Source organism: Hymenobacter piscis, from assembly GCF_018760735.1.
In the GTDB taxonomy this organism is placed as follows: Bacteria; Bacteroidota; Bacteroidia; order Cytophagales; family Hymenobacteraceae; genus Hymenobacter; species Hymenobacter piscis.
On the sequence record NZ_JAHHZN010000003.1, the window covers coordinates 69,639 to 92,014 of the forward strand.

Below are 22,376 nucleotides of genomic sequence, written 5' to 3' on the forward strand. Positions count from 1 at the left end.
CCCTTCCCGCTCCCATGCGCTTTTGGCTCGCCCTGCTCCTGCTGCTCCTTACGTTTTCCGCGTTTTCCACCTTTGCCCAGACCACCCGCCTGCGGGGCCGCGTGCTTGATGCGGCTACCCGGCGGGCCGTGCCCTTCGCCTCGGTGGGCGTGCCCGGCCGGCCCTTCGGCACGGTGGCCGATTCGGCGGGCTGGTTTGCGTTTGGGTTGCCCGATTCGGTGCGGGGGCCGGTGGTGGTATCCTGCGTGGGCTACCAGCGTGAGGTAGTGCCGGTGGCAAGCCTGCGGGCCGGGGCCGGGGCGGTGATTCGGCTCCGGCCCGCCGCCGTGCCCCTGGCTGCCGTTACGGTACGCCCCGGCAAAGCCCGCGCCCGCACCACCGGGCGCACCGCCGCCAGTACCTTCATGACGGCCCGCCTGTACACCGAGCCCGGCCCGGGCCAGGATGAGCGGGCCAAAGAGCAGGGCACCGTGCTGGTCCTGCCCGCCGACTGCCACCTGCGCACCCTGCGCCTGCACGTGGCCTTCAACCGGTTCCGGGCCGTCACGTTCCGCCTGCACCTGTACGCGGTGCGCGCCGGGCGGCCCGCCCAGCCCCTGCTCACCCAGGACATCCGCTTCACCGTGACCCAGCCCCGGGGCTGGGTGAGCGTGGACCTGGAGCCCTACCACCTCTACTTCCGGAACCGCCGGGAAGTGGCGGCCACCATCCAGTGGCTGCGCAGCGAGCAGCGGCCCGACAGCGCGGCGGGCTTTGCCCTTTCGGCCGTGCCGGGGCCGGGCCACGCCATTCTCACCCGCGACAAAAGCCAGGCCGAGTGGCAAACCGCGCCCGGCTACCTGAGTCTGAACCTCACCCTCGACGACTACGGCCGCCCCACCAGCGGCGGTGCCTCGCCTGAGCCTGATTATGAGCTACCCGACAGTCTGCGCTACCTGCGCGAACTGGCCAGCCCGGCCGAAGCCACGGAAACCGCGCCGGCGGCGCCTGACCTGGTGGCTTACGGGAGCAATCCGGCGGCCGGCCACTACCTGCCCGTGCGGGGCGGGCGCCTCTATTACGAACGTTACGGCCGGGGTACCCCGCTACTGCTGCTCCACGGCAACAGCCAGTCGATTGCCGCCTTCCGCTACCAGCTGGGCGAGCTGGCGCGGCACTACGACGTCATTGCCCTCGACACCCGCGCCCAGGGCCGCAGCCCGGATTTCACTACCGCGGATTTCTCCTACCGCCTCTTTGCCGACGACGTGGGCCAGCTGCTCGATTCCCTGCACCTGCCGCCGGTAGACATACTGGGCTGGAGCGACGGGGGCAACACGGCCCTGGAGCTGGCCCGGGCCCACCCCGCCCGGGTGCGCCGACTCGTGCTCATGGGCGCCAACCTCTTCCCCGGCCCCGCCGCCCTCGCCCCCGATTTGCTGACCTTGCTCCACCGCCAGCGCCGCGAAGCCGAGCTCCACCCCGATTCCCGGGACCCCCACCGCGCCCGCCTGATCCGGCTGCTGCTCCAGGAGCCCCAGCTCACGTTCGCCCAGATGGCCGCCATTCCGGGCCCGGTGCTGGTCATGGCCGGTGAACACGATGTCATTCGGGAAGCCCACACCCGGGCGCTGGCCCGCAGTCTGCCCCGGGGTGAGCTGCTGATTTTGCCCGGCGCCACCCACTACGCCCCCCACGAAGTACCCGCTACGTTCACCCGGGCCGTCCTGGAATTTCTGGCCCGGCCCTGAGGCGGGCTACTCCACCCGCACCAGCGTCACCTCGTCGCGGGTGAAATCGAACTGCTTCTTATCCACCGGGCCGCGGCAGACCACCACCCGGGGCGGGGTTAGCTTGCCCCGGCGGCCGGGCTCGGTTTCGGCCTCGCCGGTGACGTCCACGGTGGCCACCAGCTCGCCGTTGCGCCGCAGCTCCCAGGGGCCGGGCTGGATTTTCCCTGCGGGGTAGCCTACCAGAAACGTTTCCTTGGGCGAGAGGGCAATAATATCGAGAACCTGCATAGTCGGGAGTAGGGAAAAGAGCAACGGAAAACAGCGTCAGCCCGAGGGCTGGAACTTAGGCCGCGTCGTCGGCCTTGATGCGGGAATCGAACCGGAATTCTTCCCGGCGCACGATGCGGATGCGCTTAAAATCGGGGTGGCGACTGTGCAGGATATAGTTGAACTCCTGGGGCACAATGGACGAGGGCACCCGCAGCACGGCCGAGGAGCGGCGGCGGTACCAAGCGTCGCCCAGGGGCTGGCACTGGGCGTAGCGGCTGGCCCCTTCCCAATCGGCGGGCAGTTGCTCGGGCCGAATCTCCTCGATCAGCAAATCGTCGGGAATTTCAATCACCAGCACCCGAAACAGCTCGGTGAGGCCTTCGCCGCTGCGGTGCACCACGTTTTCGAGGCAGGCCAGGGCCCGGGTCGCGGCCGTGTAAATCACGAACTGGTCGCGGTAATTCCAGCGCGCCCGGTAGCCCGAGGCGAACAGGTCATCGGCGTACTTGGCCAGGCAGATGCGGTAAACCAGCATACGGGCTCCGGCTCAGGACAGGTCGCCGTAGGCGATGCGCGTGAGCTCCTCGGCCACCAGATCAATGCCGCCGCTGGTTTCGAGCAGGCGCAGGGGCACTTCCTGATCGAGGCCGTGGGCGGGCTTGGCCAGCCAGCGCAGAAACGCGGCCGCCTCGCCGAATACCTCCAGGCCGCGCTGGTAGAGGCTGATGATTTTGAGCGTCTTCTCGCTACGGGCGGCGCTGAGCGTCTTGTTTTCCTGGGAGTAGGTGCGCAGCGTTTTGGTCGAGAGCTCGTAGATGGCTTCCAGCTCGGGGGCCTGCAGCTGGTAGGCCTCGGCCACCTCGAAGGCCGTGGCGGCCGGTACGCCCTTGCGCGCCGCCATCACCAGGGCGTAGGCATCCTGGCCGGTGCGCCCCCAGGCGGCCCACCTTTTGCGCAGGGCGGCCGGCATCGGAACCGTGACTTTGGGCTGGTGGGCGGCGGAGTGCATAGGGCTAAACGTTAACGGGTCGAAGCTAGGAAATTTTTCCATTCAACGCGGAAAAATTTCCGGGGGTTCGACTTTCTGCTGATTAGCTGACTGTCGCCTGACTGCTCCCCCCGGTGTCTTAGACACAAAAAAGCGGCGGCCCATTGCCGGACCGCCGCTTTTACCGGGCGCAATTCCCCTTACAGGGTGATGCTGTCGATGCCTTTCTGCAGGGCAATTTCTGCCTGGCCGGGCATGGCAGTGCCCTCGACCCGGAATACGGTTACGTCGGTCATGCCCAGGAAGCCGAGCACGGCCTTGAGGTAGGGTGCCACGAAGTCGTAGCCGGCGGCCGGACCTTCGGAGTACACCCCGCCGCTCGACATGGCCACGTACACTTTCTTGCCTTTCAAGAGGCCTTCGGGGCCGCTTTCGGTGTAGCGGAACGTGATGCCGGCGCGGGCGATGTGGTCAACCCAGGCCTTGAGCGTGGAGGGAATACCGAAGTTGTAGAGGGGGGCGCCAATCACAATGACGTCGGCGGCCTGAAGTTCCGCAATGGCATCGTCGGAGTGAAGGGCCGCTTGCTGCTGCTCGGGGGTGCGGTTGGCGGGGGGCGTGAACAGGGCCGTCAGCTTGGCTTCTTCCAGCTGCGGGAAGGGACTGGTGGCCAGGTCGCGGGTAGTGACGGTGCTGCCGGGGTTGGCCGCCTGGAGCTTATCGAGGATGGCGTTGCCGAGTTTGATGCTGTAGGAAGCGGCCCCGCGGGGGCTGGAAACAACGTTGAGAATGTGCATGAAGAGGGGAAGAAAAATGAATTGCTACCTGTTTGCTCGCGGCCGGCGGGCAGAAACGACTGCCGACCGCGCTACAAATGTAACTACATTAAATGTATCTACATTGTTCAGCGGTGTATCAATTATTTTTTTCTTCCTGCTTGCGCGTCTCTCCCGTCCGCTACGCGCCTACCGCATGCCGGGGCACCGGGTGCAGAATCAGCCAGATCAGCTCGCGCAGGATTTCGCCATCGGTCATCGAGCCCGAGTCGATGCCCTTACTCTGGGCATCGGCGCGGCGGATGAGGTGCACGATGTCGCGGGTGCGGTGGAAGTCGAACACCTTCAGGCCGGTCTGGTAGTCGCGGCGGGCAAAGGCGCTGCGCACGCCCAGCTTGAGCCAGTCGGCATCCGACGGGTTGGGGTTCTGGTGCAGGGCCAGCAGGCGCGAAAAGTAGTTGAAGAGCAGCGTCAGGTTGGGGATGAGCGGGTTGTTCTTGGGGTTGGCCTCGAAGTAGAGCAGGATGCGGTTGGCCTTGAGCACGTCGCGCCGGATCAGGGCCGTTTGCAGCTCGAAGATGTTGTACTCCTTGCTGATGCCCACCATGCGCTGCACCAAGTCCTCGTCGAGGCTGTGGCCGGGCAGCAGGTTGAGCAGCATCTTGTCCACCTCGTTGGTGAGCCGGCTCAACTCGCCCCCGATGTATTCGGCCAGCATATTGGTGGCCTGGGGCGTAATCTGCTGGCCTTTGCTGCGCACGTAGCTCGTGAGCCAGGGAGCCACCTGGTTGTCGTAGAGCTTCTTGCTGGTCATGAGCACCGTACCGGCCGGGGCGGGCTCCTTTTTATCACCGGCGAGCAGCTTGCCCAGCTTTTTGCGGGCATCGAGGGTTTTGTGCTTGTAGCAGAACACGAGCACGGTGCTCGGGAGCGGGTTTTTGAGGTAGGCTTCCAGAAACGGCCAGGCCTTCTCCGTTTCCAGATCGGCCACGGCCTGGGCTTCCTTCACAATGACGACCGAGCGTTCGGCCATCATGGGGTAGCGCTTGGCCTGGCTCAGAATGCCGGCCACGTCGGTATCCTTGCCGTAGAGCACCACCTGATTGAAGCCCTTGTCGGGCTCAGGCAGCACGTGCTGCTCGAGCAGGTCGGCCACCAGGTCAATGTAGTAGGGCTCCTCCCCCTGCAGGAAATACACGGGCGCAAACTGCCGCTGCTGGAGCTGCTTGAGGATTTCGTCGGGACTGGAAACGGGCATAAGGAGTTGTCAGCGGGTCGTTGTCAGTTGTCAGCCTCGCACAGGCCTTGGTGGGCGCCAGTAGGAAAGGCGTGGCAAAGGTACCGCTAGGCCGTTACCTTTGCGGCTTCCCCAAATCCGGAAACCGGAAATAAGGCGACCCGACCTGACAACCGACAACGATCAACTGACAACTTCCCTGATGAACTTAATCGACGAACTGCGCTGGCGCGGGATGTTTCACGACATGATGCCCGGCACGGAGGAACACCTGCTCCAGCACGCGCCCATCACCGGCTACATCGGCTTCGACCCCACCGCGCCCTCCCTGCACATCGGCAACCTGGCCACCATTATGCTGCTGGTGCATCTGCAGCGGGCCGGCCACCGGCCCCTGGCCCTGGTGGGCGGGGCTACCGGCATGATTGGCGACCCCTCGGGCAAGTCGGCCGAGCGCAACCTGCTCGATGAGGACGCGCTGCGCCGCAACCAGGCCGGCATTCAGGCTCAGCTGGAGAAGTTTCTCGACTTCTCGGAAGGCCCCACCGGCGCTAAAGTGGTCAACAACTACGACTGGTTCAAGAACTTCGGCTTCCTGCAGTTCCTGCGCGAAGTGGGCAAGCACCTGACGGTGAACTACATGATGGCCAAGGACTCGGTCAAGCGCCGCATCGGCGGCAACGAGGACTCCGGCGCCGACGGCATCAGCTACACCGAGTTCAGCTACCAGTTGCTCCAGGGCTACGACTTCGTGCACCTGTTCCGCGAATATGGCTGCACCCTGCAAATGGGCGCTTCGGACCAGTGGGGCAACATCACAACCGGCACCGAGCTCATCCGCCGCATGGGCGGCGAGCCGGAAGGCACTGACATAGCGAGCCAACAACCAACAACTAACAACCAACAACCAACCAAGGCCTACGCCCTCACCGGCCAGCTCATCACCAAAGCCGATGGCACCAAGTACGGCAAGAGCGAAACCGGCACCGTCTGGCTCGATGGCTCCCTGACCAGCCCCTACCAGTTCTACCAGTTCTTTCTCAACGCCGCCGACGCCGACGTGCCCCGCCTCATCCGGGTGTTCACGCTGCTGAGTCAGGCCGAAATTGAGGCCCTGGAAGCCGAACACGCCCAGGCTCCCCATCTGCGCACCCTGCAGAAGGCCCTGGCCAAGGACGTCACCATCCGCGTGCATTCGGAGGCGGCCTACGAGGCGGCCCTGGCGGCCTCGCAGGTGCTGTTCGGCGGCGGCGAGCTTAGCTCCCTCGACGAAGCCACCCTGCTCGACGTATTTGCCGGCGTGCCTCACGTAGCGGTGCCCCGCGCCAGCCTCGCCGAGCACAACGTCATCAGCCTGCTCAGCGAGGCCACGGGCGGGGTCATCTTCGCTTCCAAGGGCGAGGCCAAGAAAATGATTCAGGCCGGGGGCGTGAGCCTGAACCGTGAAAAAGCCACGCTCGATCAGGCCGCTACCCAGGTGCCCCTGCTGCTGGATAAGTACGTAGTGGCTCAGAAGGGCAAGAAAAATTACTTCCTTATCAAGGTAGGGTAAGCGGCCACTCACCGAATTACCCACGCACAAAGAGGCCCTGCCGATACGTCAGCAGGGCCTCTTTTTTTCGGTAGTTGCTCGGGCCGCGCGGGGCGGCCCGGTCACTTACTTCTTTTTGGCAGGAGCCGCTTTTTTAGCAGCAGGAGCCGCTTTAGCAGGGGCCGCAGCAGCAGGAGCGTCGTTCTTCTTGTTCTGAACTTCGGTGCGAATGGTCTGGGCCATGTTCTTCAGCTCCTGCATGCCTTTGCGCACGCGGGTACCAGCGGCCGAGTTGCCCTTATCGTAGAACTTTTCGAAATCGCCTTCCAGCGACATTACGAGGTCCTTCAGTTCGCTAAAATTGCTCATGTTGGGAGGGGTTAATTGGTGTGGAAAAGTGTTTACTGGGCCCAATATACAGTGATTTCAAATACAAGCAAGAGGAGGTGTTTTTTTCTCAAACGCCTTTTCAAGCCTGATAACGCACTTTTTAGTCCCCATTTTCCCCTCGTCACCCGCATACTGGCCCCGGTCTGGCCGGGAATAATCCTAAAACAGAAAGCCAGCCTCCGGTTCGGAAGCTGGCTTTTGTACTTAGCCGAGGCCGACCTAGCTTTGCAGCCCGGCAGGGACTTCGGCTTTGGAATAAAGCCCTTTGGTGAGCTTGTCCTGCACCGCCTCGAAGGCCTTGATGGTCTGGGCCACGTCGTCGAGGCTGTGGACGGCCGTGGGGATCAGGCGCAGCATGATCACGTCCTTGGGTACCACCGGATATACCACGATAGAGCAGAAAATACCGTGATTTTCACGCAAATCGAAGGTAATCTGGGCCGCGTCCGAAATCTGTCCGCTCAGCAGCACCGGCGTCACGCACGACGTGGTAGTGCCCAGGTTGAAGCCTTTTTCGCGCAGGCCGCTTTGCAGGGCCCGCACAATTGTCCAGAGGTTTTCCTTGAGCTCGGGCTGGGTGCGCAACAGCTCTAGGCGCTTCAAAGCCCCCACCACGAGCGGCATGGGCAGGCTTTTGGCGAAAATCTGGCTGCGCATGTTGTAGCGCAAATATTCAATTACGTTCTCAGGACCGGCCACGAAGGCCCCGATGCTGGCCATGGACTTGGCAAACGTCGAAAAATAAAGGTCGATGCCCTCCTGCACGCCCTGCTCTTCGCCCGTACCGGCGCCCGTAGCGCCCTGGGTGCCGAAGCCGTGGGCGTCATCCACGAACAGGCGGAACTGGAATTTCTCCTTCAGCTTGAGCACCCCGCGCAGGTCGCCCTGGTTGCCCGACATGCCGAACACGCCCTCGGTAATGACGAGGATGCCGCCGCCGGTTTCGTTGGTGATGCGCTCGGCGCGCTCGAGCTGCTTTTCGAGGCTGGCCATGTCGTTGTGCACGTACACGAAGCGCTTGCCCGCGTGCAGGCGCACGCCATCAATGATGCAGGCGTGCGACTCGGCGTCGTACACAATCACGTCGTGGCGGTTCACCATCGCGTCGATGATGCTTACCACGCCCTGGTAGCCGAAGTTGAGCAGCATGCAGTCGGGCTTCATCACGAACTCGGCCAGCTCGCTTTCCAGCTGCTCGTGCAGGTTGGAGTTGCCGCTCATCATGCGCGCGCCCATGGGCAGGGCCATACCGAATTCGGCGGCGGCCTCGGCATCGGCGCGGCGCACCTCCGGGTGGTTGGCCAGGCCCAGGTAATTGTTCAGGCTCCAGGTGAGCACCTCCTTGCCGCGGAAAATCATGCGGGGCTTAATTTCTCCCTCCAGCTTGGGGAAAGCAAAATAACCGTGCGCGTAATGCGCGTGGGAGCCCAGCGGGCCGCGGTTGGCGGCAATCTTCTCAAATAGATCCACGAGGGAACGGGTTGAATGTGAAAGGAAATCAGTAGTTACGGGTGAGGCCTTAACCGCTGAGTAATGTACAAAGTTATGGCAATCCGCAAAGGTAACCGTTGCCCGCCCGGTATCCAACCGGCCAGGAATTGCCGGGGCCGTTTTTTGGTGCGCCCGGAAGGTCGTTTCTTTGGGTGATAGAATAGCATTGCTCACGTCCTCCGGTTACCAGGGCTGAAGCCCTGGGCTAGTTAGCGGACTCCTGGTTTTTCGCTGCGTAGCCCAGGGCTTCAGCCCTGGGGCGCCGGGGCCGCCCGCTCTTCAGTTCCTACTCTCCCACCCGCCTACCCTCTCCTACATGACAAAAATCAAGAAGCTGCTCGTTGCCAACCGCGGCGAAATTGCCCTGCGCGTGCTGCGCTCGGCCAAGGAAATGGGCATTGCCACCGTGGCCATCTTCTCGGAGGCCGACCGCCAGGCCCTGCACGTGCGCTACGCCGACGAGGCCGTGTGCGTGGGCCCGCCCGCCAGCAAGGACAGCTACCTGCGCGGCGACAAAATCCTGGAAGTCTGCCGCCAGCTGGGCGTCGATGCCATTCACCCGGGCTACGGCTTCCTGAGCGAAAACGCCGAATTTGCCCGCCAGGTAAAGGAAGCCGGGCTGATTTTCGTGGGCCCCTCGCCCGAGGCCATGAACATTATGGGCGACAAGCTCGCGGCCAAGCAGGCCGTGCAGGCCTACAACATTCCGCTGGTACCCGGCACGGCCGAGGCCATTTCCGACGTGGCCGAGGCCCGCCGCATTGCCGCCGAAGTGGGCTACCCCATCCTGATCAAGGCCTCGGCCGGGGGGGGCGGCAAGGGCATGCGCATCGTAAGCTCCGACCAGGAGTTTGAGGAGCAGATGCAGCTGGCCATCAACGAGGCCGTCTCGGCCTTCGGCGACGGGGCCGTGTTCATCGAGAAGTTCGTGACCGGGCCGCGCCACATCGAGATTCAGGTGCTCGGCGACGAGCACGGCAACATCGTGCACCTGTTTGAGCGCGAGTGCTCGATTCAGCGCCGCCACCAGAAGGTGATTGAGGAAGCGCCCTCCTCGGTGCTCACGCCCGCGCTGCGCGCCGAAATGGGCCGCTGCGCCGTGGATGTGGCCCGGGCCTGTAACTACGCCGGGGCCGGCACCGTGGAGTTCCTGCTCGATGACCAGCACAACTTCTACTTCCTGGAAATGAACACCCGCCTGCAGGTGGAGCACCCGGTAACCGAGCAGATTACGGGCCTCGACCTGGTGAAGGAGCAGATCCGGGTGGCCGAGGGCCAGCCCCTGCCTTTCCGCCAGGAAGACCTCACCATCACCGGCCACGCCCTGGAGCTGCGCGTGTACGCCGAGGACCCGCAGAACAACTTCCTGCCCGACATCGGCACGCTGACCACCTACGTGCGCCCCCAGGGCCCCGGCGTGCGCGTGGACGACGGCTTCGAGCAGGGCATGGACATCCCGATTTACTACGACCCCATGATTGCCAAGCTCGTGGTGCACGGCGCCACCCGCCAGGAAGCCATTGCCCGCATGCTGCGCGCCATCGAGGAATACCAGATTACCGGCATCGAAACTACCCTGGCCTTCGGGACTTATGTGCTCCAGCACCCGGCCTTCGTGAGCGGCAACTTCGATACCAACTTCATCCGGGACCATTTCCCGGCCGGCGCCCTCCAGCCCGCCGCCCCCGATGAGGCCACCGCCCAACTCGCCGCCGTGCTCACGGCCATGCTCCTGACGGAGAAGAAACCCGCCACCCCGGCCGCCGCCGAGGCCCCCGCCGCCACCGGCTCGGCCTGGAAACGCAACCGGCTGGGGGCACGGTAGAAAGTTAAATTTTCAGGTAAAAGAAACGCCCGGCCGGTTTGGCCGGGCGTTTCTTTTACCCTTCATGGCCATTGCGGCACTTCCATCGGATGGGACAGCAGGAAAATGAAACTCAACGCGCAAACCACCAGCACGAACCCACCAGCCCAGCCGGCTTATCAGCAGAACCCAATCGGTTTTATTGGTAAACCGGTTTTGAAACCGCTTGTATCCGAGGTACACTCCAGCCAGCCCGTACGTAACTATTGGTAATACGAAAAACAGCATAAACTCTTCATTCAACGGCATTTTACGCTGTAGCCTGATTCTTAAACGAACACAAATCCATCCATTGAAGATAGAAGGCATTGCCTCCGCAAGCAGGAGCTCATAAACCGGTTGACCGTGCCCAGCGGCCTGTTGAGGCTGGAAAACAAGTCGGCGGCCTGGGGAGTTGTACTGTCTTTCTCTCTCCGGCTACGTATCCGGTTGGCCGTTTTCAACGGGCCGCCGGGAGCCGGTTCATCAAGCAGTCCTTTCTCATGCAGCAATATCAAAATCTCCACCAGCAGTACATTGATGGCGAATGGCGCGACGGCCGCACCGCCGATACCATCGAAGACCTGAACCCTTTCGACGGGCAGACGCTGCTCACCTTCCGGGCCGCCGGCCTCGACGAGCTGAACGAAGCCTACGAAGCCGCCTACCGCGCCGCCCCGGCCTGGGCCGACGTGCTGCCCCAGGAGCGGCGCAACATCCTGCTCAAGGCCGCCGAGCTGCTGCTGGCCCGCCAGGATGAGTTTGCCGACTGGCTGGCCCGCGAATCGGGCAGCGCCCCGGCCAAGGCTACTATTGAGGTGATGGCGGCCCGCGAGATTATTCTGGAAGCGGCCTCCTTCCCTACCCGCCTGCACGGCCTGATTCTGCCCTCGAGCACGCCCGGCAAGGAAAGCCGCGTGTACCGCCGCCCGCTGGGCGTAATCGGCATTATCAGCCCCTGGAACTTCCCGCTGCACCTGTCCATGCGCTCCATTGCGCCGGCCCTGGCCTGCGGCAACGCCATCGTGGTGAAACCCGCCTCCCAGACGCCCGCCACGGGCGGTACGCTGGTGGCCAAGCTCTTCGAGGAAGCCGGCCTGCCCAAGGGCGTGTTCAACGTGGTGGTGGGCAAGTCGTCGGTTATCGGCGACGCCTTCGTGGTGCATCCCGTGCCGAAGATGATTTCCTTTACCGGCTCCACGCCCGTGGGCAAGGGCATCGGGAAGCTGGCCGGGGAACACCTGAAGAAAGTGGCCCTGGAGCTCGGCGGCAACAACGTATTTATCGTGCTCGAAGACGCCGACATCGACCGCGCCGTGGACGCGGGCATGATGGGCAAATTCATGCACCAGGGCCAGATTTGCATGTCCATCAACCGCTTTCTGATTCACGAGAAGGTGTACGACGAGTTCCGCGACAAATTCCTGGCCCGCACCCGGGCCCTCCACGCCGGCGACCCCACCGACCAGCAGACCCAAATCGGTCCGCTTATCGACGAAAAGCAGGTCGAGCGCATTCAGCAGGATATTGCGGCCAGCGTGAAGCTGGGCGCCAAGCTGGAAACCGGCGGCCAGGCCGAAGGGGCCCTGCTCCAGCCCACCGTGCTCTCCAATGTGCGCAACGATATGCCCATCGCCCAGAACGAAATCTTCGGCCCGGTGGCCGGCCTGATTTCCTTCAAGGACGAAGCCGAAATGCTGGAAATGGCCAACTCCTTGGACTTCGGCCTGAGCGGCGCCCTCCACACCCGCGACGTGGAGCGCGGTGTGCGGCTGGCCCGCCGCATTGAAACCGGCATGATCCACGTAAACGACCAGACGGTGAACGACCAGGCCAACGCGCCTTTCGGGGGCGAAAAGGGCTCCGGCATGGGCCGCTTCGGTGGCGAGTGGGTCATGGATGAAATGACCCGGGTACAATGGGTAACCGTGCAGCACGCCCCCCGCCAGTACCCCATCTAGCCTTCCATTGCACACGCAAGGGCCCCTTCCGAATCAGCCGATGCTGCTTTGGAAGGGGCCCTTGCGTGTGCGCGGTTATTTCGCCCAGGTCAGTTGCCCGGCCGGCATCTCCGGTTCAATTGAAACAGCCTTCGGGGCCCGCCAGCGGCGCAGGGCCCAGTGGGTGGGCAGGTAAATAACCGCCAGCAGCGTGAGCAGCCAGCCGACGAGGTAGAGCGGGGCGGGCAGCCAGGTTTGGGGGTGGGCGTCGTCGAAGCCGAACACGTAGTTGATGTTGACCGGAATCTTGGGGTCGGGCACCGCCGCACCGGCGGGTGGCAGCCAGAAGTAGGCCACCAGACACAGGCCCCAGGCCAGCAGCGTCCAGGCCGGCAGGGCGCGCCGGTCGTAGCCCAGGCGCTTCACCAGAAACAGGATCAGGAAGGGCAGCCAGCCGTGAAAGAACGAGAGCCCGCGCAGAAACAACGAGCGGTTGGGGTCGAACATGTACGACGTCATGCCGATGAGGTGGGTGCCGCCCAGCTCGCCCAGAAAATCGGCGCACCAGAAGACTTGCGGCAGCAGAATACCCACGGCGGCCATAGAAGCCGGCAGGCGCCGCTCGGTCCAGACGCTGATCAGGCACAGCAGCAGGGCCACGTCGCAGAAGTACAGAAAGTTGGTGGGGCCGTAATTCACCCAGTACACCGGCACCATCACCAGCAAAAAAGCAGTAAAGGCTAGTTTCAACCAAAGCGGTAAGCGAGCAGGCACATGATTCATGGGAGCGGGAAATGAGGTGAGGATACGCATCGTCTTGGTCCGCCTCCCGTGGTAACCCGACCATTTGCTTTACCCGGAGAGGACGCCCGAAATAGCACCCGGCAACTCATTCCGCCAGTTCAAACTTCGCAGAAATCAGACTTCTAACTATTCAATACATTCAGCCTGGATAGTATAATGGTGCAGTTACAGCTCTTTTGAGTAGACTTTACAAAAGTCGGTTTTCAGTCAGAAAACCCCTGCTGCCTCTCTCTTTCTAACGCCAGCAGCCCAACCTGACGGCTGGGCTGCTGGTGGTTTTGGAAATGATACGCCTTAGATCAACTCCGTGATATCGCGCACGCCTACGGGGCGCTGGCGGGTGAATCCTTCCCCGAACTCCACCCCGATCAGGTGGCCGAACTCCCGGGCCCGGGCTTCGAGGAAGTTGCTGAACACCGGCGTGGAGAGGTAGGTAATCGGCTCGGTGCTTTCGGGGTCGTGAAACTGGGTTTTGTAGGCCAGAATGGACTCCCACTTCTTCGCCCAGTGCGGGGTAATATCCACCACCAGATCGGCCGGCAGCTGGCGGTCCTGGATGTAGTGGTACACCACCCGGGGGCGCCAGGGCAGTTGGGGCTGGCCATCGTCGCCGAGGGTTTCTACCCGGCGCAGCCCGCTCAGAAAGCAGGCATCCGAGGCCAGCTGGGCGCCTCGGCCGTGGTCGGGGTGGCGGTCGTGAATGGCGTTGCAGAGCACCACGTCGGGCTGGTAGCGGCGCAGGGCGGCTATCAGGGGCAGCTGGTGCTCCCGGTCGTTGCGAAAGAAGCCGTCGGGCAGGCCCAGGTTCTCGCGGGCGTGCAGGCCCAGAATGCGGGTGGCGTTTTCGGCCTCCTCGGCCCGCGTGAGGGCCGTGCCGCGGGTGCCCAGCTCGCCCCGGGTAAAATCGACGATGCCGATTTTCTTGCCCACCGCCGCCGCCGCCAGCAGCGTGCCGGCGCAGGACATTTCCACATCATCGGGGTGGGCCCCGAAGGCCAGGATATCAAGTTTCATCTTGTTGAAAGGTTCTCAGTTACTAATTGTCAGTTGTCAGCCTTTGTATATCCTGAGAGAAGAGGACCAACAACCGACAACTCACAACCGACAACTCATTTAATGCGTAACGTCCGGCCCACGCGCAGGGTGCCGACGCTGCCGTTGAGGCGGCGGATCTGGGCCTGCGAAACCCCGTACTTCTGGGCAATTTCCGAAAGCGTGTCGCCGCTGCGGATTTTGTGGGTGACCACGCGCCGGGCCTGGGTGGGCCGGGCACTGCTGCTGCTGCTGCCCGCGCCCGGTACGCTGCCGCCCCGGTACTTGAGGGCCTTGCTGTAATAGGCAAACAGGGTCGAGGTGATCTGAAAGTTGTCTTTGATCAGGCGATAATCGGGGAAGTCGTAGAGCTTCTCGGGGTCGATGGGGTTGCCCTCGTAGCGCACCTCGAAGTGCAGGTGAGAGCCGCTGCTGCGGCCCGTGCTGCCGCCGTAACCAATGAGCTCCCCCGCCTTCACAAAGGTGCCGGGCGTGACCACCGCCTTCTGCATGTGGCCGTAGAGCGTTTCGATGCCGTTGTAGTGGCGCACCAGCACGTAGTTGCCGTAGCCCGAGCCGTCCCATTTCACCAGGCGCACCACCCCGTCGAAGGCCGTTTTCACCGAGTCGCCGGTTTCCAGGTCGAGGTCGGTGCCGTAGTGCCAGCGGTAGCCGCGGAAGCCGAAATCGGAGGTAACGGGGGTGCTGTTGAGGGGCATTTTGGCGTAGCGCTGCCGTTCTGGCTCGATGAGCCGCAGGTTGAGCGTGTCCTTGATACGGCGGCCATCTACCCGGTAGGGGTTGATGTTGTGGGTGTCCCAGATGGCGTAGTAGCCGGCCACCTGAATCCAGGAAGAGTCAATTTTGACTTCCTCCTTCACCTCCACAATGTGCTGCTCCCCTTCGTTGAGGGAGGTGGTGTCCTCGCTTACAATGGAGAGGGACTTGGCCGGGTTGAAGAAAATAGACTTGGCCGCGTCGGAGCCTTCATCGGGCAACTCCTCCGTCTCGATGAGAATGGTGGTATCGGGCCGCACGTAGCGGATGGTGGGCGATTTGATGCGGAAGAAATCCTTCCGCTTATCCGGGGCGCCGGCTTTCGCCTTGGGCTGGGGCACTTTTCGCCGCTGGGCCAGCAGCTGACCGGGCAGGGCCAGCAGGAGCCCGATCAGTAGCAGCGGCAGCAGCCAGTGTTTCGCAAAATTCAGCAAGGGCAGGGCAATGAGAGGGTGAAATAGTGAAATGGTGGAATGGTGAGTTTTATTGTTCGGCCCCTCCCAACGAAGCAGCCGACCTGGTAAAGTAATGCGAACATCCACTCACCATCTCACCATTTCACCACCTCACCGCTGCTAATGGTCGCCGAGGGCGGCCAGGTAGCGTTCCGCGTCGAGGGCGGCCATGCAACCCGAGCCGGCGGCCGTCACGGCCTGGCGGTAGGTATAGTCCTGCACGTCGCCGCAGGCAAAGACGCCGTCCACGTTGGTTTTGGCCGTACCGGGCAGGGTTTTGAGGTAGCCCTGCTCATCGTGGTGCAGGTAGGGCTGGAAAATCTTGGAGTTGGGCTCGTGGCCGATGGCCACGAAGAAGCCTTCGATGGCCAGCTCGCGGGTGGTGCCGTCGAGCACGTTTTTCACCCGCACGCCATCCACGGCGTGCTCGCCCAGGATTTCGTCGGTCACCGTGTTCCAGAGCACCTCAATCTTGGGGTTGTCGAGCACGCGCTTCTGCATGATCTTGGAGGCCTTCATTTCGCCCTTGCGCACAATCATGTACACTTTGGAGCACAGGTTGGCCAGGTAAGTGGCCTCCTCGGCGGCCGTGTCGCCGGCGCCCACGATGGCCACGTCCTTGCCCCGGTAGAAGAACCCGTCGCAGACGGCGCAGGCCGATACGCCCGAGCCGTTGAGGCGCTGCTCGGAGGGCAGGCCCAGCCACTTGGCCGAGGCCCCGGTGGCAATGATGACCGTATCGGCCGTCAGCTCCAGGTTTTCGTCCACGGTGATGCGGCGCGGGTGGCTCTCGAAGTCCACGGAAGTGGCAATGCCGTAGCGGATGTCGGTGCCGAAGCGGGCGGCCTGCTTCTTGAGGTCTTCCATCATCTCGGGGCCCATAATGCCGTCGGGGTAGCCGGGGAAGTTCTCCACGTCGTTGGTGATGGTGAGCTGGCCGCCGGGCTGCAGGCCCTGGTACATCACGGGCGCCAGGCCCGCGCGGGAAGCGTAAATTGCGGCCGTGTAACCGGCCGGGCCGGAGCCAATAATCAGGCACTTGATGTGCTCAGGAGTGGAATTCGCCATAAGTCAACAAATGGCACCGGGGCAAACCGGTACCCGCAGGAAAGAAGTTTTGGGGGTACAAAGGTAACAAGCGCGGCCGGTTGCGCCGATTCCGAACGTATCGGGTAGTCAACCGGACTTATTACCAACAAAAAACCCCAACCAAAGGTCAGGGTTTGATGCCGGGGAGTAGCATAACTACCCCAGATACGGTTTGAGCGCTTTGCTGCGGGAGGTGTGACGCAGACGGCGAATGGCCTTCTCTTTGATCTGGCGCACCCGCTCCCGGGTCAGGTTAAACTTCTCGCCGATTTCCTCCAGCGTGAGCGAGTGTTCCCCGTTCAGGCCAAAGTAAAGGGTGATAACGTCGGCTTCGCGCTTGGTGAGCGTGCTCAGGGCGCGCTGCACTTCCTTGCGGAGCGAGTCGTTCATCAGGCCCATGTCGGGGCTCTCCTCGTCCTCGTTTTCGAGTACGTCGAGCAGGCGGTTTTCTTCGCCCTGCACGAAGGGAGCATCCACCGATACGTGGCGGCCCGAAATCTTGAGCGTGTCCACCACTTCCGAGGTCGTCAGCTCCAGCACTTCGGCAATTTCCTCGGGCGAGGGCTCCCGCTCGAATTTCTGCTCCAGCTCCGAGAACGACTTGCTGATTTTATTCAACGAGCCAACCCGGTTCAGGGGCAGGCGCACGATGCGCGACTGCTCGGCCAGGGCCTGCAGAATCGACTGGCGGATCCACCAAACGGCGTAGGAAATGAATTTAAAGCCCCGAGTTTCGTCGAAGCGCTTGGCGGCTTTGATCAGGCCGAGGTTGCCCTCGTTGATCAAATCGCCCAGGCTCAGACCCTGGTTCTGGTATTGCTTGGCCACCGACACCACGAAGCGCAGGTTAGCTTTGGTCAGTTTTTCCAGCGCCTGCTGGTCACCTTCCCGGATGCGTTGCGCCAGCGTTACCTCCTCGTCGGGGGTCAGCAGGTCCACCTTGCCAATCTCCTGGAGGTATTTATCCAGCGACTGGCTTTCGCGGTTGGTGATCTGCTTGCTGATTTTTAGCTGTCTCATTGCGGGCGCGAGAGAATGAAGTTGTTGATGCTAGTAAACGTCGTTTCTGATCCGATGTACGGATGCGGCCCTTAGGCGGGTACCGGACTCAGTTAAGTGCAACAGTCCGGTACCTGCTTAAGTTCGCCGGGGCCGATTAAGCTGCCCCGTTGGAGTCGGCTGCCCGCTCGGGTTTGGCCAGCAACACCTTGCGCGACAACCGGTACTTGCCCGTCTTCTTGTCGATGTCCAGCAATTTCACATCAATCTCCTGCCCTACTTCCAGCACACCTTCCAGCGTGGCGAGGCGTTCGTGCGCCACCTCCGAAATGTGCAAGAGGCCATCTTTACCCGGCATGATTTCCACGAAAGCACCGTAGGGCTGAATGCTGCGCACCTTGCCTTTGTAGGTTTCGCCCACTTCCGGCGTGGCCGCAATGGCCCGGATCCGGTCGATGGCCGCCTGCATGTCTTCCTGGTTGGAAGCGTAGATGCTCACGTGGCCTTTCTCGTCCTTCTCCTCGATGATAACCGTGGCGTTGGTGTCCTTCTGGATCTGCTGAATGACTTTGCCACCGGGTCCGATAACGGCCCCGATGTACTCCTTGTCGATCAGCATTTTGTGCGAGCGAGGCGTATGCGGCTTCAGCTCAGCAGCCGGCTGGCTGATGGTCTTGGCCATCTCACGCAGGATGTGCAGGCGGCCTTCGCGGGCTTGGTGCAGGGCCGCCGTCATGATTTCGGCGCTCAAGCCCTGGATTTTGATGTCCATCTGGCAAGCTACGATACCTTTTTCGGTGCCGGTTACTTTGAAGTCCATGTCGCCGAGGTGGTCCTCATCGCCCAGGATGTCCGAAAGCACGGCGTATTCGCCGGTTTCCTTGTCCTGCACGAGGCCCATGGCAATGCCCGAAACGGCCGAGCGCACCGGAATGCCCGCGTCCATCAGCGCCATCGAAGCCGCGCAAACGGTAGCCATCGACGAAGAGCCGTTCGACTCCAAGATGTCCGACACGATACGCACGGTGTAGGGGTTCTCGTCGTCGGAAGGCATCACCTTCTTCAAGGAGCGCTGGGCCAGGTTGCCGTGGCCGATTTCGCGGCGGCCGGGGCCGCGGTTAGGCTTCACCTCACCGGTCGAGAAGGCCGGGAAGTTGTAGTGCAGCATGAACTTGCTGTAGCCCGAAGTCATGGCCGTGTCGATGATCTGCTCATCGAGCTTGGTGCCGAGGGCTACGGTGGTCAGCGACTGGGTTTCGCCGCGGGTGAACAAGGCCGAGCCGTGGGCACCGGGCAGGTAGTTCACTTCGCTCCAGATGGGGCGGATTTCGGTGAGCTGACGACCATCGAGGCGGGTGCGCTCCTTGATCATCATGTCGCGAATGGCCTTCTTCTCGGCCGACGAGTAGTAGCGGCCGAACATTTTCATGTCCAGCTCGGGCTGCTCTTCCAGCAGTTTCTCGGTCAAGGACTTTTTGATAGCGCCAAAACCTTCCTTGCGGCCGGCCTTGCTGGGGTTGCCCGAGTGCGCCACTTTATAGGCCTGCTCGTACACGCCCTCCTGAATGCGCTTCTTCAGGTCGTCGTTTTCCTCGTATTTGGGATACTCGCGCTTCACGTGGGATTTCTCCACTTCGGCGGCCAGCTCCAGCTGCACGCGCACCTGCTCCTTGATGGCTTCGTGGGCGAAGGCAATGGCTTCTACCATTTCCTCTTCGCTCACTTCGTTCATTTCGCCTTCCACCATGGCTACCGAATCAGCCGTGGCCCCTACAATCAGGTCGATGTCGGCGCGGGCAATGTCGGCGGTGAGGGGGTTGATCTGCAGCTTGCCGTCAATGCGGGCCACGCGAACCTCCGAGATGGGGCCGGCGAAGGGAATATCCGAAATCGAGAGGGCAGCCGAAGCAGCCAGGGCGGCCAGCGCGTCGGGCTGCACGGTTTTATCGGCCGAAATCAGGGTAATCATCACCTGCACCTCGTAGTGATAGTCCTTGGGGAACATCGGGCGCAGGATACGGTCTACGATACGGCACACCAGGATTTCGTAATCCGAGAGGCGGCCTTCGCGGCGCTGGAACGAGCCGGGAATGTTGCCGGCACCACCGAATTTCTCCTGGTAGTCAACCGACAGGGGCAGGAAGTCCACGTCGCCGCGCGAGCTGGGCTGCGACACGACCGTTGCCAACAGCATGGCGTCGCCGAGGCGCACCACTACGGCGCCGTCGGCGAATTTGGCCAGTTTGCCGGTTTCGAGGGAAATCTGCCGTCCGTCGGGCAGGGTAATGTGTTTGGTAACCGCGTGGTAGTTGGGCATCGTGGGTTGCTTTGGTAGAAAGCGTGGCAGCGGGCGAGCAGCCGAAAAAACCGGACCGGCCATGGTCCCGTTTTGCTCTGGGAAAAGATTGATTCGGAGAGTAAACAACAAAACCGGCGGAAACAGGCGGCCGGCTTTGGACAAAAAAAGAGCAGGGAACCTTCCAAGCTGAAAGGCTCCCTGCTCCGGAAGGTGAGCTTACTTACGCAGGCCCAGTTCCTTGATGATCGCGCGGTAACGGTTGATGTCGCGCTGCATGAGGTAATCCAACATGCTGCGACGCTTACCTACGAGTTTGAGAAGACCCAGACGGGTCGAGAAGTCCTTCTTGTTCACCTTGAGGTGCTCGGTCAGGTCCAGAATACGCTGAGTGAAAAGCGCAATCTGCGACTCGGCCGAACCGGTGTCTTTGGAGGTCTTCTGAAGGCTGTTTTTCTCGAAAATGGCCTTTTTTGCTTCGGTGGTCAGTTGCATCGGCAGATAGGTTTCCCCGTCTTAGATTAAAAAGTAAGAAAATTCACCCCGCACCTCGGGGTGGCCGCAAAGGTAGGTATTTAATGTGATGAATGTGGGGTAAATGGGAAGTAATGTGTTTGGGATGAGTCTGAAATCTGATGAATGTGGGGTAAATGTGTTTGGAATGTGGCAATTCAGTCCGTTGCTTATCTCTCCCAGTTTTTCCCGCATTCCTCACATTCCCAACACATTCATCCCATTCCAGACACATTTTCCACATTCAACACACATTACCAATCCTAAACCACCTTCTGGTAGCCGGGGCGGAAGCGGCGCGGGATCAGGCGGACCCAGTCGATATCGAGCAGGCCGGAGTCGTGGCGGGCCTGGTAGAGGAAGAACAGGCCAATGGGCAGCAGGATAGCCGCCGACATCCACATGCCCACGCCCACGGGCATCACCATCTCGCGGCCGTACTTCTCGCCCATGATGGAGAAAACGTAGTAGATGATGAAAAACACGATGGACACCAGAATCGGCACGCCCAGCCCTCCCTTCTTGATGATGGCTCCCAGGGGCGCCCCAATCAGAAACATGAGCAGAATGGCCGCCGACTGCGTGAACTTGCGGTAAGTTTCGATGCGAAAGTTGGCCGTTTCCTTGCGCAGGCTGGTCAGCCGCTCGGCCGAGGTAGCCAGAAACGACTGCACGTTGCGGGCCCGGTTGGCGGCCTGCTGGGCGACCTGGTAGTTATCGGGCTGCAGGCGGGCGGCCGTAATTTTCCAGTTCTCAACCCGTTGCAGCGCCGTGCGGCCGGTGGTATCGAGGCGCAGGTAGGTGTAGTAGGGATTGAGCTGCTGAATGAGTTGGCGCCGCTCCAGCCCCAGGCGCCGGTGCAGTGAATCCGTGGTGAAGTTGAGCTGATTCAGGTTGAGCATCATTTTATTTTCCTTGAAGAGCTCCTTCTTGGTGCGGTCGAGGCCGAAGGAGGCCAGGGAAAACGTAATCAGGTTACGGTCGAACTTCTGGCGGATAAAGCTGGCCCCGGACCGGCTGTTGCTGCTGGGTTGTTCCACGTAGGAGCGCCCCTGAAACAGCTCCAGCCCCAGGTACTGCCCTCCGAAGCGGGTAAACATGCGGCCCGAGTCGGCCAGAATCACGGTACTGCTGCCCCGGCCCTGGGTGTGGTCATAAATCATGACGCCCTTGAGCAGGTCGCCGTTTTCGCCGGCCTTCTCATTGACCTTGATGGTGTAGCCCGGAATGCCGTTATAGAAGACCCCCTCCCGGATGTCGAGGGCCAGTTTCTGCTGGCGCACGTCCCAGAGCAGGCTGTAAGCCTCCAGATTGGCCAGGGGCACGATGGTGTTGTTGAACCAAAATGCCCCCCCGGCCAGCAGCACGCTTACCAGCAGTACCGGCCGCAGAATGCGGGTAAGCGAAATACCGGCCGTTTTGATAGCCGTCAGCTCATGGTGCTCTCCCAGCGTCCCGAAGGTCATCAGGGAGGACAGCAGCACGGCCAGGGGCAGAGAAATAGGCACGATGAGCACGCTGAAGTAAAACAGCAGCTGGGCAATAACGCCCAGGCCCAGGTCCTTGCCCACCAGATCGTCCATGTATTTCATCATGAACTGCATCAGGAAAATGAACTGGACCACCGCGAAGGTGAGCAGAAACGGCCCGGCAAAGGCCTGTAGAATCAGTTTATCGAGTTTTTTCATAGAACTGGCCGCCATTGCTCCCCGGCCGTCACCGGCCCAGCATGAAACAGGGAGCAAACGCGAAACGAAGATACGGCTCGTTTCGCGTCTGCTCCCCGGCAGTGAGGCCCAACAAAGATCAGCCGCCGACCTGTTCGCGCAGTTTCTGGATGAGGCTATCCCACATTTCCTGCAGTTCCACCGTATCGGTTTCTTCCGAGTAATCCAGAATACGCAGGTACACCTCCTGGGTCAGCTGCGATTCTTCGATGAGAAAATCCAGGTAATTGGCATCGGGCAGGGAGCCGCGGTTATCGTCGAGGAAAACAAAGCGCACGGAACGATTCGTACGGTGCGAGGCCATTTCGGCGTAGTGCGGCTGATTGTCCCAAACAAAGTTGAAGCGTTGCGGTCCGTCCACTTTCACGCTCTGACAAAACCACTGTTCCAGGCCCGAGGCCGAGGCCAGGTAAGGATACAGGATTTTAGGAGAGGCATTTATGGAGTATTCCACCAAAAAACGATGTTTGAGGCGAGTAGCGGAAAGGGGCATAAGCGGAACAGAG

Annotated in this window: 20 protein-coding genes and 1 pseudogene; 4 read left to right on the forward strand and 17 right to left on the reverse strand. The window is 61.7% G+C overall.

Annotated elements, in window-relative coordinates; genetic code table 11:
- Window positions 1-14 precede the first annotated feature (14 nt).
- On the forward strand, window positions 15-1,730 hold the full coding sequence (locus KLP40_RS04165; RefSeq protein ID WP_215592414.1) for an alpha/beta fold hydrolase: 1,716 nt from the start codon (window positions 15-17) through the stop codon (window positions 1,728-1,730).
- Window positions 1,731-1,736: 6 nt separating this feature from the next.
- On the opposite strand, the gene KLP40_RS04170 is transcribed toward KLP40_RS04165, so the two are convergent.
- The 5 genes from KLP40_RS04170 to holA form a co-directional block, all read right to left on the reverse strand.
- Window positions 1,737-2,000, reverse strand: a complete 264-nt coding sequence (locus KLP40_RS04170; RefSeq protein ID WP_215592415.1) for a hypothetical protein — start codon at window positions 1,998-2,000, stop codon at window positions 1,737-1,739.
- A 55-nt stretch (window positions 2,001-2,055) separates the two neighbouring features.
- Window positions 2,056-2,517, reverse strand: coding sequence for an RES family NAD+ phosphorylase (locus KLP40_RS04175; RefSeq protein ID WP_215592417.1), 462 nt, complete (start codon window positions 2,515-2,517; stop codon window positions 2,056-2,058).
- 12 nt (window positions 2,518-2,529) lie between these two features.
- Complete coding sequence (gene parS, locus KLP40_RS04180; RefSeq protein ID WP_246558635.1) at window positions 2,530-2,991, reverse strand: type II RES/Xre toxin-antitoxin system antitoxin; 462 nt, start codon at window positions 2,989-2,991, stop codon at window positions 2,530-2,532.
- Between the two features lie 179 nt (window positions 2,992-3,170).
- Entirely contained in the window at window positions 3,171-3,767 is a 597-nt protein-coding gene (locus KLP40_RS04185; protein ID WP_215592418.1) for an FMN-dependent NADH-azoreductase, read from the reverse strand.
- Between the two features lie 160 nt (window positions 3,768-3,927).
- On the reverse strand, window positions 3,928-5,004 hold the full coding sequence (gene holA, locus KLP40_RS04190; RefSeq protein WP_215592420.1) for a DNA polymerase III subunit delta: 1,077 nt from the start codon (window positions 5,002-5,004) through the stop codon (window positions 3,928-3,930).
- 181 nt (window positions 5,005-5,185) lie between these two features.
- On the opposite strand from holA, the gene tyrS reads away from it, so the two are divergent.
- Window positions 5,186-6,535 carry a tyrosine--tRNA ligase gene (gene tyrS / locus KLP40_RS04195; protein WP_215592421.1) on the forward strand — a complete coding sequence of 450 codons (1,350 nt, stop codon included), beginning with the start codon at window positions 5,186-5,188 and terminating at the stop codon, window positions 6,533-6,535.
- 180 nt (window positions 6,536-6,715) lie between these two features.
- Here tyrS and KLP40_RS04200 read toward each other — a convergent pair.
- Together KLP40_RS04200 and KLP40_RS04205 are read right to left on the reverse strand one after the other, a co-directional pair.
- Window positions 6,716-6,883: pseudogene (locus KLP40_RS04200) on the reverse strand (histone H1); the annotation flags it as partial.
- A 240-nt stretch (window positions 6,884-7,123) separates the two neighbouring features.
- Complete coding sequence (locus KLP40_RS04205; RefSeq protein WP_215592423.1) at window positions 7,124-8,374, reverse strand: aminotransferase class I/II-fold pyridoxal phosphate-dependent enzyme; 1,251 nt, start codon at window positions 8,372-8,374, stop codon at window positions 7,124-7,126.
- Window positions 8,375-8,711: 337 nt separating this feature from the next.
- Here KLP40_RS04205 and accC point away from each other — a divergent pair, with 337 nt between their 5' ends.
- Entirely contained in the window at window positions 8,712-10,220 is a 1,509-nt protein-coding gene (gene accC / locus KLP40_RS04210) for an acetyl-CoA carboxylase biotin carboxylase subunit (protein WP_215592424.1), read from the forward strand.
- Between the two features lie 12 nt (window positions 10,221-10,232).
- Here the strand turns inward: accC and KLP40_RS04215 are convergent, their stop codons facing one another.
- Complete coding sequence (locus tag KLP40_RS04215) at window positions 10,233-10,568, reverse strand: hypothetical protein (RefSeq protein ID WP_215592425.1); 336 nt, start codon at window positions 10,566-10,568, stop codon at window positions 10,233-10,235.
- 173 nt (window positions 10,569-10,741) lie between these two features.
- Between KLP40_RS04215 and KLP40_RS04220 the strand changes: the two genes are divergently transcribed.
- Window positions 10,742-12,199 (forward strand): aldehyde dehydrogenase family protein, encoded by a 1,458-nt coding sequence (locus tag KLP40_RS04220; RefSeq protein ID WP_215592427.1) that lies wholly within the window; start codon window positions 10,742-10,744, stop codon window positions 12,197-12,199.
- Between the two features lie 75 nt (window positions 12,200-12,274).
- Here KLP40_RS04220 and KLP40_RS04225 read toward each other — a convergent pair whose 3' ends face one another.
- The 9 genes from KLP40_RS04225 to KLP40_RS04265 form a co-directional block, all read right to left on the reverse strand.
- On the reverse strand, window positions 12,275-12,928 hold the full coding sequence (locus KLP40_RS04225; RefSeq protein WP_215592428.1) for a membrane-associated protein: 654 nt from the start codon (window positions 12,926-12,928) through the stop codon (window positions 12,275-12,277).
- A 348-nt stretch (window positions 12,929-13,276) separates the two neighbouring features.
- Window positions 13,277-13,996, reverse strand: a complete 720-nt coding sequence (gene bshB1 / locus KLP40_RS04230) for a bacillithiol biosynthesis deacetylase BshB1 (RefSeq protein WP_215592429.1) — start codon at window positions 13,994-13,996, stop codon at window positions 13,277-13,279.
- A gap of 95 nt (window positions 13,997-14,091) precedes the next feature.
- Window positions 14,092-15,225: a M23 family metallopeptidase gene (locus KLP40_RS04235; RefSeq protein ID WP_246558636.1), complete on the reverse strand. Its 1,134-nt coding sequence runs from the start codon at window positions 15,223-15,225 to the stop codon at window positions 14,092-14,094.
- 141 nt (window positions 15,226-15,366) lie between these two features.
- A complete protein-coding gene (trxB, locus tag KLP40_RS04240; protein WP_215592430.1) occupies window positions 15,367-16,314 on the reverse strand; it encodes a thioredoxin-disulfide reductase in 948 nt (315 codons plus the stop codon).
- Window positions 16,315-16,491: 177 nt separating this feature from the next.
- A complete protein-coding gene (locus KLP40_RS04245; protein WP_215592431.1) occupies window positions 16,492-17,355 on the reverse strand; it encodes a sigma-70 family RNA polymerase sigma factor in 864 nt (287 codons plus the stop codon).
- Window positions 17,356-17,491: 136 nt separating this feature from the next.
- Window positions 17,492-19,651, reverse strand: coding sequence for a polyribonucleotide nucleotidyltransferase (pnp, locus tag KLP40_RS04250; protein WP_215592433.1), 2,160 nt, complete (start codon window positions 19,649-19,651; stop codon window positions 17,492-17,494).
- A 198-nt stretch (window positions 19,652-19,849) separates the two neighbouring features.
- A complete protein-coding gene (gene rpsO, locus KLP40_RS04255; protein WP_215592434.1) occupies window positions 19,850-20,125 on the reverse strand; it encodes a 30S ribosomal protein S15 in 276 nt (91 codons plus the stop codon).
- A 281-nt stretch (window positions 20,126-20,406) separates the two neighbouring features.
- Entirely contained in the window at window positions 20,407-21,831 is a 1,425-nt protein-coding gene (locus KLP40_RS04260; RefSeq protein ID WP_215592435.1) for an LptF/LptG family permease, read from the reverse strand.
- 118 nt (window positions 21,832-21,949) lie between these two features.
- Window positions 21,950-22,363, reverse strand: coding sequence for an START-like domain-containing protein (locus tag KLP40_RS04265; protein ID WP_215592436.1), 414 nt, complete (start codon window positions 22,361-22,363; stop codon window positions 21,950-21,952).
- Window positions 22,364-22,376: the final 13 nt, after the last annotated feature.

Bases quoted from the DNA above. Each gene is read 5' to 3' on its own strand.
- KLP40_RS04165 (WP_215592414.1), top strand. From the start codon at position 15: ATGCGCTTTTGGCTCGCCCTGCTCCTGCTGCTCCTTACGTTTTCCGCG.
- KLP40_RS04170 (WP_215592415.1), bottom strand. From the start codon at position 2,000: ATGCAGGTTCTCGATATTATTGCCCTCTCGCCCAAGGAAACGTTTCTG.
- KLP40_RS04175 (WP_215592417.1), bottom strand. From the start codon at position 2,517: ATGCTGGTTTACCGCATCTGCCTGGCCAAGTACGCCGATGACCTGTTC.
- parS (WP_246558635.1), bottom strand. From the start codon at position 2,991: ATGCACTCCGCCGCCCACCAGCCCAAAGTCACGGTTCCGATGCCGGCC.
- KLP40_RS04185 (WP_215592418.1), bottom strand. From the start codon at position 3,767: ATGCACATTCTCAACGTTGTTTCCAGCCCCCGCGGGGCCGCTTCCTAC.
- holA (WP_215592420.1), bottom strand. From the start codon at position 5,004: ATGCCCGTTTCCAGTCCCGACGAAATCCTCAAGCAGCTCCAGCAGCGG.
- tyrS (WP_215592421.1), top strand. From the start codon at position 5,186: ATGAACTTAATCGACGAACTGCGCTGGCGCGGGATGTTTCACGACATG.
- accC (WP_215592424.1), top strand. From the start codon at position 8,712: ATGACAAAAATCAAGAAGCTGCTCGTTGCCAACCGCGGCGAAATTGCC.
- KLP40_RS04215 (WP_215592425.1), bottom strand. From the start codon at position 10,568: ATGCCTTCTATCTTCAATGGATGGATTTGTGTTCGTTTAAGAATCAGG.
- KLP40_RS04220 (WP_215592427.1), top strand. From the start codon at position 10,742: ATGCAGCAATATCAAAATCTCCACCAGCAGTACATTGATGGCGAATGG.
- bshB1 (WP_215592429.1), bottom strand. From the start codon at position 13,996: ATGAAACTTGATATCCTGGCCTTCGGGGCCCACCCCGATGATGTGGAA.
- trxB (WP_215592430.1), bottom strand. From the start codon at position 16,314: ATGGCGAATTCCACTCCTGAGCACATCAAGTGCCTGATTATTGGCTCC.
- KLP40_RS04245 (WP_215592431.1), bottom strand. From the start codon at position 17,355: ATGAGACAGCTAAAAATCAGCAAGCAGATCACCAACCGCGAAAGCCAG.
- pnp (WP_215592433.1), bottom strand. From the start codon at position 19,651: ATGCCCAACTACCACGCGGTTACCAAACACATTACCCTGCCCGACGGA.
- rpsO (WP_215592434.1), bottom strand. From the start codon at position 20,125: ATGCAACTGACCACCGAAGCAAAAAAGGCCATTTTCGAGAAAAACAGC.
- KLP40_RS04260 (WP_215592435.1), bottom strand. From the start codon at position 21,831: ATGAAAAAACTCGATAAACTGATTCTACAGGCCTTTGCCGGGCCGTTT.
- KLP40_RS04265 (WP_215592436.1), bottom strand. From the start codon at position 22,363: ATGCCCCTTTCCGCTACTCGCCTCAAACATCGTTTTTTGGTGGAATAC.